The organism is Bacteroides sp. 1001302B_160321_D4 (assembly GCF_015667765.1).
Lineage (GTDB): Bacteria > Bacteroidota > Bacteroidia > Bacteroidales > Bacteroidaceae > Bacteroides > Bacteroides xylanisolvens.
Genome location: NZ_JADPLO010000039.1, coordinates 46,133 through 60,494, shown reverse-complemented (window position 1 = coordinate 60,494; position 14,362 = coordinate 46,133). Strand labels below are relative to the sequence as shown.

At 39.0% G+C, this 14,362-nt stretch carries 18 protein-coding genes; all 18 read right to left on the bottom strand.

Annotated elements, in window-relative coordinates; all coding sequences use genetic code 11:
• Positions 1–201 (bottom strand): hypothetical protein (locus KFO40_RS15560; protein WP_211146563.1); only part of this gene is annotated, 201 nt, incomplete at its 3' end.
• Positions 202–207: 6 nt separating this feature from the next.
• The gene (locus KFO40_RS15555; RefSeq protein ID WP_211146562.1) at positions 208–1,023 is read right to left on the bottom strand and encodes a hypothetical protein; all 816 of its coding nucleotides are present in this window, start codon (positions 1,021–1,023) and stop codon (positions 208–210) included.
• A complete protein-coding gene (locus KFO40_RS15550) occupies positions 1,020–2,183 on the bottom strand; it encodes an N-acylneuraminate cytidylyltransferase (protein WP_211146561.1) in 1,164 nt (387 codons plus the stop codon). Before KFO40_RS15550 ends, KFO40_RS15555 begins: the two co-directional genes overlap by 4 nt.
• A gap of 19 nt (positions 2,184–2,202) precedes the next feature.
• On the bottom strand, positions 2,203–2,490 hold the full coding sequence (locus KFO40_RS15545; protein WP_211146560.1) for a cupin domain-containing protein: 288 nt from the start codon (positions 2,488–2,490) through the stop codon (positions 2,203–2,205).
• Complete coding sequence (locus KFO40_RS15540; RefSeq protein WP_211146559.1) at positions 2,465–2,953, bottom strand: CBS domain-containing protein; 489 nt, start codon at positions 2,951–2,953, stop codon at positions 2,465–2,467. The genes KFO40_RS15545 and KFO40_RS15540 overlap by 26 nt, the downstream gene beginning before the upstream one ends.
• Positions 2,954–3,050: 97 nt before the next feature.
• The gene (locus tag KFO40_RS15535) at positions 3,051–3,926 is read right to left on the bottom strand and encodes an N-acetylneuraminate synthase family protein (RefSeq protein ID WP_211146558.1); all 876 of its coding nucleotides are present in this window, start codon (positions 3,924–3,926) and stop codon (positions 3,051–3,053) included.
• A gap of 11 nt (positions 3,927–3,937) precedes the next feature.
• A complete protein-coding gene (locus tag KFO40_RS15530) occupies positions 3,938–5,053 on the bottom strand; it encodes a glycosyltransferase (RefSeq protein ID WP_211146557.1) in 1,116 nt (371 codons plus the stop codon).
• The gene (locus KFO40_RS15525; RefSeq protein WP_211146556.1) at positions 5,050–6,111 is read right to left on the bottom strand and encodes a sugar phosphate nucleotidyltransferase; all 1,062 of its coding nucleotides are present in this window, start codon (positions 6,109–6,111) and stop codon (positions 5,050–5,052) included. The genes KFO40_RS15530 and KFO40_RS15525 overlap by 4 nt, the downstream gene beginning before the upstream one ends.
• Before the next feature lies 1 nt (position 6,112).
• Complete coding sequence (locus tag KFO40_RS15520) at positions 6,113–6,673, bottom strand: hypothetical protein (RefSeq protein ID WP_211146564.1); 561 nt, start codon at positions 6,671–6,673, stop codon at positions 6,113–6,115.
• Entirely contained in the window at positions 6,663–7,199 is a 537-nt protein-coding gene (locus tag KFO40_RS15515) for an NUDIX hydrolase (RefSeq protein WP_211146555.1), read from the bottom strand. The genes KFO40_RS15520 and KFO40_RS15515 overlap by 11 nt, the downstream gene beginning before the upstream one ends.
• 5 nt (positions 7,200–7,204) lie before the next feature.
• Entirely contained in the window at positions 7,205–8,413 is a 1,209-nt protein-coding gene (locus KFO40_RS15510; protein ID WP_211146554.1) for a UDP-N-acetylglucosamine 4,6-dehydratase, read from the bottom strand.
• A gap of 3 nt (positions 8,414–8,416) precedes the next feature.
• Complete coding sequence (locus KFO40_RS15505) at positions 8,417–9,685, bottom strand: O-antigen ligase family protein (protein WP_211146553.1); 1,269 nt, start codon at positions 9,683–9,685, stop codon at positions 8,417–8,419.
• Positions 9,686–9,694: 9 nt separating this feature from the next.
• Positions 9,695–10,657 carry a glycosyltransferase family 2 protein gene (locus tag KFO40_RS15500; RefSeq protein ID WP_211146552.1) on the bottom strand — a complete coding sequence of 321 codons (963 nt, stop codon included), beginning with the start codon at positions 10,655–10,657 and terminating at the stop codon, positions 9,695–9,697.
• Between the two features lies 1 nt (position 10,658).
• Positions 10,659–11,345, bottom strand: coding sequence for a LicD family protein (locus tag KFO40_RS15495; RefSeq protein ID WP_211146551.1), 687 nt, complete (start codon positions 11,343–11,345; stop codon positions 10,659–10,661).
• Positions 11,346–11,373: 28 nt separating this feature from the next.
• Entirely contained in the window at positions 11,374–11,958 is a 585-nt protein-coding gene (locus tag KFO40_RS15490) for a gamma-glutamyl-gamma-aminobutyrate hydrolase family protein (protein WP_211146550.1), read from the bottom strand.
• Positions 11,955–12,680: a 2-C-methyl-D-erythritol 4-phosphate cytidylyltransferase gene (locus tag KFO40_RS15485; protein WP_211146549.1), complete on the bottom strand. Its 726-nt coding sequence runs from the start codon at positions 12,678–12,680 to the stop codon at positions 11,955–11,957. The genes KFO40_RS15490 and KFO40_RS15485 overlap by 4 nt, the downstream gene beginning before the upstream one ends.
• A gap of 9 nt (positions 12,681–12,689) precedes the next feature.
• Positions 12,690–13,406 (bottom strand): sugar phosphate nucleotidyltransferase, encoded by a 717-nt coding sequence (locus KFO40_RS15480; protein WP_211146548.1) that lies wholly within the window; start codon positions 13,404–13,406, stop codon positions 12,690–12,692.
• Positions 13,407–13,418: 12 nt separating this feature from the next.
• Positions 13,419–14,339: a phosphotransferase gene (locus tag KFO40_RS15475; RefSeq protein WP_211146547.1), complete on the bottom strand. Its 921-nt coding sequence runs from the start codon at positions 14,337–14,339 to the stop codon at positions 13,419–13,421.
• Between the last annotated feature and the right edge of the window lie 23 nt (positions 14,340–14,362).

The following is a 14,362-nucleotide window of genomic DNA, read 5'->3' as shown; positions in this document are numbered from 1 at the left end:
GATCTCAATCGTTGTATCATACACTTCACTTTTAGAACCAATACTAGAGTATTTACCTAAAGTAACATGTAAGCATTTACAGAACCTGCGTAATGCAGATGTTTTTGTGAATTTCGTTTCAGAGTCCCATAAAGCAGTAGCAGAAATATACTTATAAGAAACTTTCTTGTAAGAGAAAATGGATGGAATATAACCAAGCATAATTAATTAGTTTTTATACAATTCTGGTTGATCAGCTCTTTGATAAGCATCAATTAAGCTTCCTCTTGTTATATTAATAACTTCAACACCTTTCTGCCTTGCGAGTTCAGCCAACTTCCAATGAACGGTAGCATCAAATGAGTATGCAAATAATTCTCTGTCCAGAGCATACAATCTTGGCGCCTTTCCATCTTTTCCACCATCATAGCAATGAACTTGATGCTGTGATGCAAATGAATTAAAATCACAACCTAACAGCCGAATCTTCTTATAACCTAGACCTATAGCAAAACCGATTGCTGCACAAACGCAGTTTCCAAATGCCGGCATAATATCAGTAACATTGATCTCCTTGGGTTTATGATAGTAGCCTTTATACATTGCAATAAAGTATTTCTTGCATGGAAGGTTAACTATCTCGCTATCAAGAGTTGGGAAATTGGTATTCCAAATAAAATTTGTATTGGGATACAATTTAACTGCTTGATCTAAAACTTCACGAACTGGTGGAACGGCAAAAGCATTATCAACCATCATATAATAGGTTGGTTGAAGGGAAGTCGTTCTAGCCATTTTTGTGAATCTATTGACAACAATTGTATCTACATTTTTATCAATAAGTGTATCTAGATTGACATCCGCCAACGAAGGACCCAATCCGAGTATATAGCAAGTATCATTCTTACGATTTTCAATAAGCTCTTGATTCTTTTTGAGAAGCTTTTTTACCCCAAAATACGAAGGAAACCTAAGCAGGCATTTTACATATCCGCCAAAGTTAACAAATTCAAGATTTAATTTATATAATGACTGAAAATTCATATACTATTAATAAGTATTTCACAAAATTCCCTAACGCAACCCTCACCACCTTTCTTTGACATTACCTTTATGCCAGGGATTGCTTTTACTTTATCTGTTGCATCAGCTGGACATGCAGCAAGACCAACTGCAGAAAGTAGCTCAATACAGTTTACGTCATCACCGATATAAGCAACTTCATTGAGACTGATTCCCATCTTTTCACAAATCTCTTGTGCAACTGATAGTTTACCACCGTTCTTCTTGCCTTGATAAAAGAAGTCAAGATTCAGTTTTTCTGCACGTCTCTTATTAAGATCACGATCTTCGCTTGTAACGATACCAACCTTTATACCTTTCTCACGAAGCATAGACATCCCCATACCATCACGAGTATTGAACTTCTTCAACTCATCCCCATTCTCAGAGTAGTACATACCACCATCTGTGAGTGTTCCATCAATATCAGAAAGGAACAACTTAATTGATGGTGCATCTGCAGATGTATGAGCCAGTACATGCTTACGCATAAGATTCTCGAGAATAATCCAATCATCTGGTTCATCAATCTCAGTTGCAGTATATTCAGGCATCTCATAGATACCAATCTTGCCACCAAGACGGTTGCCATTGCCAAGGATATTCTTAACGATATTGATATAGAATGCACCATTCTCCATGAGCATACCGTTAAAGTTCTGACGGCGAGGACGATTCATATAATCATAGTTCATACTGGTGCCATCCTCGTTCCAGAAGAAGCGAAAGTTACGAACGCATGTGATGATACTATCATACTCTCCCTTGGCATACATCTGCAAAGCCTCTGAGAAATGAGTAGTCTCAGTAAGTGGTGAAGTTACCTGAACGAGCATGAAAATATTGTCCTCTGAAATATTTGCATTATGGATATACTCCAACATTACACTCTCTGTTGACGCTGTATCACAAGCATTTTCCGCAGATCTGCGATAGAGCTTTGTCTTCTTGTAGTTCTGCTTCTCAACTGTTGTCCAGATAGCATCGGAATCTGTAGCCACAATAACCTCATCCACCTCTGAACAGTTCTCCAAAGCCTCAATGTTCCAGCAAACCAAAGGCTTGCCACAGAACGGCTTGATATTCTTAAGAGGAATTGATTTGCTTCCGCCTCTCACCGGAATAAATGCGATTACGCTCATATCTTTATTTTATTTAGTTCTACCATAAATATCTTCGTAACGAACAATATCGTCCTCCCCCCCAATAGTCTACAATCTGTACCTCGGTTATGATGAAGTTCTCGTGTTCGTCAGTATTTGTTAATCTATGTTTTGCTCCCATTGGTATGAACAGAGAACTTCCACAAGTCACATTGATGATACTCTTCTCAATTTGAACAGTACCCGTACCATGTGCTACAATCCAATGCTCTTCCCTTCGATTATGTGACTGCAATGATAACTGCTGCTTTGGCTTCACACTAATCACCTTTGACTGGATATTCATTGAGGACTGTAGTTTTGTAGCCCCCCCAAGGACACTGGAAGATTTCGTGATCTACAACCGAATCGTCAAGCTTCGCGAAATCATATGTAATGTCTGCATGGATGTCCTGAAGTAACAATGAATGAAGTTGCGACTTGGTCAAGATATTTGCCAGAGTACTATCCTCATTCAGAATAGGGAGGAACTTAATAGCTTTATTCTTGAAAAGTTCAATGGCATCAGAAATGTCGTTCTTTACACAAAGTGAAGTGAACTTGCGTACTACATAGTTCTCAATGCTGTCACTGGTGGATGCTCCATCAATGAAGGCTCTACGGATATCACCATCTGTGATTACACCAATCACGTTGCTTTCACTATTAACAACAACCAAAAAGCCTTTAGTGTTCTGATTGATGATTTTCAGTGCGTTCAGAATAGAAGTATTCTCCTGAACCATGTAGATTTTTAAATTCTCGTTCATATTTAGTGTCCTGTTTATAGTTTAAGTGTTGAACTGGCTGGTGGTATCGAACCACATACACACAGTACTACCTATACAGCCAGTTATCCGTTAGTATTTAGAAACCCTTAACCTGATTCTTCTTGAGCTTGTTACGCTGAACCATCTCAATATCAAGGATGTCGTTCTGCTTGTAGGTGAGTGCCTTTGCAACTGCACGACAGTCACGACAGAGCTTACGTACGCCATCAGGCTCGAGAGATGCTGCATGGTCAGTACCCTTCCAAGTACGATCGAGAGTGTAGTGACGCTCAACCCACTCTGCACCAAGTGCGACAGCAGCAGAGTCAACGGCAATACCGAGGTGGTGACCGGAGAAACCGATAGCCTTTACGCGATCAGCATAAGCCTGACGCATACGAGTGAGCTCGAGGAGGCAGATGTCTTCGAAAGGTACAGGGTAGCCAGAAGTACAGTTATAAAGAACAACGTCCTTAGCACGACCGTTCTTCTCAAAGAAACTTACAATCTCCTCTTCCTCTTCCTTGGTAGTCATACCAAACGACAGGTGAATCTCGCCACCGAAGTTGTCGCAGAGGTACTGGAGCATAGGTTTGTTGAGGTTACATGCTGAAGGAATCTTGATGAGCTTAGGCTGGAGAGTAGTAATCTCCTTAGCCGAAGTTACATCCCAAACAGATGTAGAATACTCAATACCGAACTCGTTGCACCAAGCCTGAAGCTGCCGATGCTGCTCGAGGTTGAACTCGAGGAACTCACGGTGTGCGCCATAAGTTGGGCCGTACGAGTTAGCAGGATTTGGGTGAGGAGCATTGTACTCTTCTGGGGTTAAAAGCTCTGTGTTACAACGCTTCTGGAACTTGACAACATCTGCCTTGCAATAGGTAGCAGCCGTCATGATTAACTCTTTGGCGATGTTCATGTCACCCTTGTGGTTGCAGCCAATTTCTGCAATAATCTTGGGAGCGTTCATAATTGATTGGATTATTTTTTTATGTTTGTATAATATTCTACTAATTGATTTGATATATTACGAATACCACAGAAAGCAATAAGCTTTGTAATATCAACTTTCGCTCTCTGGTCTGATGAAATAAGCAATTTCTGAATTTTATTAACCCAAACAGATGCATCATCAGTCAAATTTGCATAGTCAATGATTGATGTTTGTTTGGTTTCTTTAGGCACTGCACTTGATGCAAGTACAGGTAGTCCAGCAGCCTGTGCCTCTATTGCAACCAAGCCAAACCCCTCGCGTAAAGAAGGAAATAAGAACAGGTCCATTGCTGAGTAATAGGGTGATAAATCTGGTGCACTTTCAACAAAAACCACCTTATCTAACAATTTACAATCCTTGCACTTTTTAATAATTAGATCCTTAAGATCACCTTTACCGACTAAGAGAAGTTTTGATGTCGGATCTATTTTGACATACTCGCTAAAAACAGAAATGATAAAATCATGGTTTTTGTCAGTTGCGAATCTGCCAACATGTCCTATTAGATGACAATCCTCTTGTATTCCTAATGTTTTTCGAATCTCTAATCTTTTGGATGGATTAAATGCGAGAGAATTTGCATCTATGCCGTTTACCATTACATCAAAGTCGCGATCATTAAACATCCATTTTCCTGCCAAATAAGAATCTGCTAGACGAATATCGCAGTAATTGGACAAATGTTTTGCTGACCATTTGCATAGTCTTAAGAAATTCTTTGAACCATTTGCAACACCTTGTGCGTGTGAAGTTGCAACAACATTAGCTTTTGTAAACCATTTGCAAAGTAATGCATATAGCAAAGCAGTAGGATTACTTATATGAAGATGTACTACATCATAGTGATTTTTCCATACTGTTTCTACAAAAGCGAATGGTCGTAAAAATTTTCTCAAAGGGGATGGGCTTTGCGTAGGAAAACAGCAGGTGATAACGCCTTTAGCTGATTTAATTTTCTGGACATTGAAATTTTCAGAGGGTGGCGAATCTACTAAGAACTCAACATCGACCTTTGTTCTGTCCATAAATAAGAATTGTGATATTGAACAAGACTCAATACCTCCAGTTCCTATGCCGACAATATATAGTGCAACTTTTTTCATAACACATTAATTATTTTCAAATATTCTGGCCACTCACCCATATCGCGCCATGCCTTTTCTCCTACAGGAAAACAACCTACACGTCCACCTCGTGCTTTTACTTTCTCCATTAGATGTGTGATATGGAAGAATTCACCTTCCGGAATTTCATCAATCAGATTAGGATTAAGAATATATACACCTGTATTGATCATATACGTTGTCTCGGGTTTCTCTTTTAACCCCGTCATGATTCCTCCATCACCTGTTTCTATTACACCATAAGGAATACGGAAACTCTTGACTGCAGTAACAATTGTTATATCATTATGATTATCTTGATGATAATAGTAAACATCACGATAGTCCTGATCAATAATAATATCACAGTTAGTTACGAAGAACGGCGTGGTTATCTTTCCCTTCAAGAGCGACACACTTCCAATTGTTCCGAGCGGTTTGTCCTCTTCAAAGAATTCAATCATATACTTATGTGGAAGTTGATCAAGATAGAAACGCATCATGTCGCTCTTATAGTTAACAGACATATAGAATTGTTTACTACCCATCTTCTCGAACTGATCCATAATCTCTTCTAGGATGGTTTTGTCTCCTACAGGAATCAACGGCTTAGGTATGACATTGGTAATTGGTTTTAATCGAGTACCTTTGCCTCCTGCCATAATAACAACTGGCAATTCTATCCTTTCTCGTTCAGGTATCTCATCATTTCCAAAGAGGTCATTCCATAGAATGATATCCTTTAATGAACCAGCAGAATCAACCACTGGCATACATTCTATCTTAAGCCTGTACATTACTTCCTTTGTCTTCTCAATTGGATCAGATGGAGAAGCATATATTTTTCGCTTCTCAAGAATGTTGGTTACAGGAAGTGACAGATTGCTATTTTTGATAATAGCGCGTTGAATATTACCTATGGTTAGGATACCAATAAACTGTTCATCATCATAGACAAAGAGCATTTTGTGGTTTATTGCACCCATCAACTGTAGGGCCTCTATAACAGTCGCTTTTGAACTGATGGTTCTTTCCTTTATATGTTCTATATTATTCATACTACTTAACTACATCTGCGGGATTAATTTTTGTTTCGGCAGGAATTATTGTATCTGGACAGATTGTACTATTTGCACCTATATAAACATCGTTTCCTATATGAGCCCTCCCTAACACTACAACATTAGGTGCAATGATTGAAAAATCACCTACTTGAACATCATGCATAATGTTCGCATTGAAGTTGACTTTACAGAAATCTCCCAATTCTACATTTGATGAGATGTTGACACCAGATTGGATAACAACGCCCTTTCCAATCTTAGCGGTTTTAGATATAAATGCTCTTGGGCTAATAATGGATGCGAAATCAAATCCAATATTGGAATAATAGGATGCTATTTTTCTTTTTATCTTCGATGAATCTGGAGATATAACAATCTTACAATCGCTATGTTTCTCGAATATTTGTTTTGAATCAGCATCAGAACCTAATACAGGGTAGCCCATGTACACTGGTTCGGTAATACTGTCAATAACTCCAATAATCGTACATTGACAGAGCTCACACAACTCGATCGTTTCGTGAAATGCTCCAACAATTATTACCTTATTTTCCATATTTATACAAGTATTTCCATAATGGAGCAACCAAATCAGCTTCTATAATTTGTTCAGATTCAATCAACTCTCGGACTTGGTCTATAGAAACTAATATGATCTCAATATCCTCGCTTGACTCAAGGGTAGGTGCTGCAAATTGCACAACACCATCAGCGATGAAGCAATGAGCCATGTTATTCATCCCACTTGAATTAGGAGCAAAATGCCCAAACTCATACCATTTACCCCCACTGTAACCGGTTTCTTCAAGCAACTCCCTTTTAGCAGACTCAAGAGGCTGCTCGCCATCATCAACACAACCTCCTGGAAGTTCAACACATACTCGCTGAAGACCTTGTCTATATTGTCTTTCAAGTACAAACTTGCCTTCTGTAGTGATAGCAATGATACTTACCCAATCCCTTGATTCGATTATATAGAAATCATCCATTTCATGACCAGATGGCATGCGGACATGGTCCTGCCGCACTGTTAGCCATTTGGTCTTAAATGGATAAAAACTTGAGAGAGTTTCCCATTTCATCGGTATTACATCTTCTGATCAAGGTTCTTGCCCTTCTCTTCATGCTCAAAGTTAGGGATGAACTTCTTGATGGATTCTACAACTTGTGCTTTGGTGAAGTCTGCTGATGCAAAGATACCTTCAAGCTCTGCGAAGAACTGGTTGATCTCAGGCATAGGTCTGCGAGTGGTTTCCTCTACCACGCCAAGAGCAGAGAAACGCTCCATGTTGATCTTCTCGCCAGGGATATAGAACTCTTCGTATGCTTTCTCGCCAGTGGTATCAGACTTGAAGTAAATGACCGGATAAGAATCGCTCTCGTAACTCATGTTAGCTGCATACTGCTTTGCCTCAGGGTCGTTGCTGCACTCCACCTTGGTGAAGCCTTCTGCCTTGACGAAATCATCGCAAATAGCTGAGAAGGTGAGCATTTGATCTTCACCAAGTTTTGGGAAGAATACCTCACCACCATTGCCGAGGATACAAGCGAGCATACAAATCTGACCAGATTCCTCAGGTGAGACGAAGTAGCGCTTTACATCAGAAGGTGCTGCCAGAGGCTGCTTCTTCTGGAGGCGATGAATCCAACCGTCAGGCAATGAACCGTTGGAAAAAGCTACATTGGCGAAACGTGCGGTTGTGACCTTGAAGTGCTGGTTGTATGCCATCACAAGATCCTCCATGACGCGTTTGCTGGCACCCATGATGTTCACAGGGTTTGCAGCCTTATCGGTTGACACGCAGAAGAAATGCTTTGGTGGATATACTGTGAGCAGATCCATAAGTTTCTTTGCCTTGATATCGTTGTTCTCAATGAGTGCCTGAACGGAATACTTGTCCTTCTCCGAACGAACATGCTTATGAGCTGAGAAGTTGGCAACAATGTCGAAACCTTTCTCCTCACGGAAGATACGCTCGAAGATTGGGTCAGCAAAGTTGAGTGTGTAGCAACGGAACTCGTCAGGACAATAGAGTCCTTCGGTAGAGCGCACGTCACGCACGAGTTCTGCAAGACCATTCTCGTTGAGGTCAACAACCACAACCGAAGTTGGTTCGAATCGCAGAACTGCCTTGATGAATGACGAACCGATGGAGCCTGCCCCACCAATCACACACACCTTCTTACCCTTGATTTCCTGAGTAAGCTTCTCCTTGTTTGCCTCGATATCTCCGGCAAACATGCTGATAGCACGCGAAGTGACTGAGTCAGCAATAAATTTATCTAAGTTGAACATGACTTATGATGTAATTATTTGTTTCTCATTATTGATATCTAAATATCCAGCAATTGCTACTACAACCAAACAAGACCATAAAGCAGGAAAAGAATAAGCACTCAGATTGAACATCATTGCAGCAAATAATCCAAAGAAAAGGAATGATTTGAACTGAGTATGTCCTATACTAACTTTAATATTCTTAAAAGACACATATATAAGATAGGCATCAACAAGAGTTCCAATTATGCCAAATTTGTAAAGCAATTCGAGATACGTATTATGTGCAGCATCCATTCCCTTCTGCATAACAGCTCCATGACCTATAAGAAAACTGAAGGAATCTCCAAAAATTAATTCTTGATAGTAACGCCATAAGTCAGAACGACCTGTAGTTAAACTACTTGCATCTTGTCCGCTCTCTAATCGTTGGAACATAATATTAAGCATAGGCATTATTTTATCAAGAAAATAAGGTAGAACAGCAATGAATACTATACCTAGAAATAATCCATATTTCATCTTGCTCTCTGCTGCTTTAATTGAATACAATACTAGAACAACTGCACTAATATAGAATGATTTTGAAAGTGTTTGCATACCAAAAAACAGCACAATCAATAAAAGTACATAGTTTATTATTCTTGACTTTTTTCTCATTAAATTTATTATCAGGAATATTGCAATAATGGATATTACTGTATAAAAATTTGGGTCGTATGATAATCCAGAAAAACGTATTGTTTCATATACCTCATCAGCAGTAAGCATTTCCGCAAGCCTTGTTCCTTCTTTAAACATACCTAATATACTAGATAATATAAAAGAGATAATAAAACTATGCTGCACCAACAAACCTATCTTATAAGTCACTTGCAATGATGCACAAAATATACTAAGCAAAGCGAGGAACATTGACATCAATGCAATATTAATTCCCGAACTAGTAGCAATTAGATGCGTAATAAAATATATAATTAAAATTCCAACAAACTTGTTTTTTGGGAAAACAGGTGATTGGAAAGATCTAAATAGATAGGCGCTCGTAACAAAAAATAAAAGGTTATACGAATTATAGTTAAATAAATATGCGAACAACGACATATAAATCATTGATGGTAACAAATAATCATTCTTGCACTTGAATATATATATACAATAAGAAAATGTTACCGCTAAAGCGATTATGTCGCTACCTGTAGCAAAATTGTAAAACAAAGCTAAAGACATAATAACCATTGTTAAATAGTATATTATATCCGATTTATATTCCGCAAATTTAAAAGTCATAATTATATATTAATGTATGATACGATCCTTCTTTCTTGGGAATAGTCCAATATATGTAAGCAAAATTCTAAACTTTTCCACACATGAAACCTCATAATTTGTGAATAGACGCCACTCAACTCCAGGATAAGTTTGCTTCCATTGCTTAAAGTATTCTGGTTTATACACTAATCCCCATATCATGAAGCGTACACTCCATCTAACGTAATCTAAGGCAGATACTATATCTTGATCAGTTGCATGTTCATGATAGAATTTGCAAACTAAGTCTGCATTTTCCTTATCTTGATCATATTTACGGAGCGTCTTCACTTCTGTAACATCATGAGTCATAGATAGTGGGTTGATATAATATTTATAAAAAGTTTCGGGTATATAAGACATTGTTTTACAAAAATAAATTAATTGCAAACAAAGCCCCATATCCTCTCCAACCCCATATTGAGGGTATAATATTGTATCATCATAGACTGAGCGCTTGAACATCTTATTTACTACAGACCATGAACTACGCATATACATCATATCTTTTGTGAACTGATGCACGTTCTCGGTCTTAGCAGCCTTTATTACAGAAATCGGGTGTTCACCGTCCGTACACTCTATGTCAAATACTACCACATCTGAGTTGTTTGTCTTTGCTTTATTGTATAGCAATTCACATGTTCTTACATCTAACCAATCGTCCGAGTCACAATGAAGAATATACTCACCTGAAGCTGCTTGCAATCCTGTATGTCGAGCAACTGGCAATCCACCATTTTTCTCATGATGTATAATATTAGTTTGCTCCTTACGATTTGGATAATTACTAATCACATCAAGCAACACTTCAATAGAATTATCTGGAGTGCAATCATCTACAAAGATGAACTCCAGATCATCAAGAGTCTGTTCAAAAAGACTACGAGCGCAACGTTCTACGTATTTTTCGACCCCATATATAGGGACAATTATGCTAACTTTTGGCATACTAAGATTTTAATAGCATTTCAGCAGGTCTTTCCTCGTAGGAATATGTTGTAAGATTGGTTGCTTCTTTATCCCTGTTAAAACTTGCATTTGGTATCATAAAGTTTGGACCGTAGTGAAGAGTCAAATAAGAAGCTGTATCTTCTGGTATTAGGACATCTATACCTTTAAATTGAATCTTTGTAAACTGTGTGTCAGGTACGGTAATCTTTTGTACCCAGGCACGAAGTTTTACATTAAAATTCTTTTTATCTAACAGATGGTATAAGTAGCAGTATCTATTGCTACCCTCCTTCTGAAAGTAAAAAACATCTATGGAGGTGTTTCCATATTTATAGCATTCTTCTCTACTTCCATCAAAAGGACAGTTAAATTCTCGAATTAAGCTAAAACCGGCCTTTGTTAACGCAGAATTAATTCTCTTTGCGTCATCAATATATGCACCCGTATCCAAATCGCAATCATGTGCTATGAAATCATGCTCCCTATAACAGCCAAGCAAGGTGCCAAAATCTAGCCAAAAAGTAATTCCTTCCCGATTTAAGGTTTCTGCGTAATGCTTTAAGAGACTGACAGCCTCAGCCTTAAAGTATGCATTTCTTTCCTCTTTGCTTTTTCTAAGTTTTTCATCTTGATACTTTCGCCACAGTTTGTAGCAATAAGTTTTTTTTAATATATTTTTCAACATAGTTATCTAAATTAGTAATCAATAATTGCTACACCACTCTTTCCGGATGCCATTGCACCCCATAAATATTATTACCTTTATAGGCTTCAATCACCCCATTCTCCTCATCCCAAGCTAATGGCTCAAGACCTTGGGCAAGACCATCCGCAAATATACCATCTTCGTGGTAGGAGTTGACCATAATGTTTTTGCCGTCCATCACAACTGGATGCAGCTCGCGAACAAGTCTTGCGACTTTGAGATTGTCAAACGAGCTGGTGTGACCACCAAGATAGGCATTGATCTTCTGCATACCCCTGCAGATGCCCATGAGAGGGATATTGCGTTCGAGAGCAATGTGAATGAGATCATCTTCGACTCGATCGCGATTGTCCTGACGCTTTCCTTCTTTCTCAAAGTCGTATGCGGAAGGCTTTAGGATGCCACCACCAGAGAGAACCACCATGTCAATATGCATTTCAAAGAGCGGTTCTACATCGGTAATGTAGTTGGACACAGGCATAACCAAATATCCTTGCTCTGTAAAATAACGCACATAGTTTGCTTCGAGCGAATCTATTGCATCACCATGTTGATTGACATCTTCGCGTTGGGAAATTAGAAGTCTTTTCATTTGAGTATAATTTCGCCTTTTTTCAACTTCTCTTGGAGCACAAAACCCGTGAAGAGGTCAATATCCTCTTTGGTAGTTATCTTGATATTGGTCTGATCTCCTTTTGAGAAATAGATTGGGATATTGAGTGCAGCCATGAAGTTTGTGGTGTGAGCCTCCAATTTCTCAAACAAGCCTTGCTCTTCACAATCAGCATACATTTTTGTAATGTGCTTGTATAGGAATGAGTGAGGAGCCGTAATAGATATGAAAGAATCACGATCTATCACCCCATCAGCATGGTCGCCATCGTTAGTGCCATACAATAGAAATGGTTTGCATGATGAAATAGCATTGCCATTCTCTTTGCATACTCGTATATTATCCTCAATAATATCTTGGCTAACAAAAGGAGCCGCAGCCCAATGAATCTGAATAACATCATCTGGATTAGCTATACCCTCAAACCCCTTCACACCATTGATGATAGAGTGTTCATAATCATGTCCACCCTCAACGATCTTTATTACCTTTGTGATACCAGCTTTACAAGCAATCTCTGCCAACTGATCTTCAAACCCCCTGACACAAACCAGTTCAATGCCGTCAATCAAAGGACATTCCTGGAAACGTCTCATGGTATAGGCAATCACTGGTTCACCAAGGACTTCGATGAACTGCTTAGGGATACCAGCACCAACACGGTTGCCAACACCTCCAGCCATTAATAATAGGTAATTCATTTCTGTTCCTTAATAATTAGCGTGATGAATTTGTTGTGCTTTCAGCAAGTCGTCAACAGTATCAACTTCGCTCCATTGCTTGCCAGCAATATCTTCACTAAACAATTGGAAATCGTTGAACATGATCAATTGAACAAGCGAGTCTTCAAAGAACTGACCATACATGTTGTTTTCAATCATGCTGTCAATCTCTTGTTTCATAAGTCGAGCTGAAACAGCATCAAGTTTGGTCATACAGCAATACTGTGCAGAGAAATTCTCAAGCTTCTTGCTCATAACCAGAATCCGCTTATCTCTGATAACAGCATTGTAGTTACCTGGAACTGCACATGATGAGTCTGTCAGTACATACGGATAATTCGTAGGCTTAACAAGGTAATTCTCTATGATATCATTGTCATATACCACATCGCCATGAACGATAGTCACGTTCTCCCTCTCAAGGTATTGACGAGCGAACCACAATGATGAGATTGAGTTGGTTACCTCATAGAATGGATTGAGTACAAACTTGCAGTTCTCCTCACTCAAGTCCTGCTTAACCATATCGGCAAGATGACCAAGAACTACAACAATCTCTGCATCCTTGTCATGCTTGCGAATGGTACGCTCCATTCGTTGCAATACAGTTGTATTCTCATCGAGACGGAACGATGTCTTTGGGTATTTAAGAGTAAGAGGTTGAAGGTTACTACCCTTACCTGCTGCTAATATAATATATGTCATAGTGTAGCCTCCTTATTTTTCATTATACATTTCAAGTGCAAGTTTGCTGAAATCGCGGGCATAGGTGTACCACCATGTTTTGTGAATTCCGACCTTCTGTCCCTTGGATTCCTTAAGCATAGTCCAATGCATATAGAACCAACCTGTTAGTGCAATATACGCATAGAAATGGCGCTTCTGCTTGTTGGTAGGCTTATGACGATAATAGGTAAAGAGAATTCTGTCAATATCTTCAATTGTATGTTCGCCACCACAAACATAACTGCCAATATCAAATCCAGGGTCGCCAAAACCACCATACTCCCAGTCGATGAGATATATTTCCTCATCATTTATCAAGAAGTTGACATCACGTGCATCACCATGGATATTGCAGAGCTTGATGCCATCGGTCTTTGCTAACTCATGAAGTTGATAACACCTATCACGAACTGCTTCGAATTCGTCAAAATGTCCATACTTGTCAGGATCTATTTGAGCCTTGATACCTTCGGCTTTTTGAATCACGTCAAAGTTCCAACGAACCTTACAAGGAGCATCGTGCAACCTGCGGAAGAGCATGACAGCACGCACCATATCATTGAGATTGTGATAATCAAAATCTCGATGCTCCACAAATCGGCCAATTCTCCAACCTTCATCTACATCCATAGCTACAAGGGTTGTATCAATGCCAATGTCTGATACCACCTTCTGCATGATTGTCTCTCGCCCACGTTCCACAAGGGCATCAGAGCCCAAACCAGGATGACGATAGATGTACTTGCCTCCTTTCAGTTTGAAAGAAAGCACGATGTTTGTCATTCCTGCTTGCACAGGAGTGAGGTCTTCGATGTCTTCTGCATTGCAAGAAAATACTTTTATTATATTCTCGAATACTATCTTCCGCATTTCTTGTGTGAAAATACCACCAGTTGTTTGAATATTATCCATAAAATACTTATTTACTTATCAAA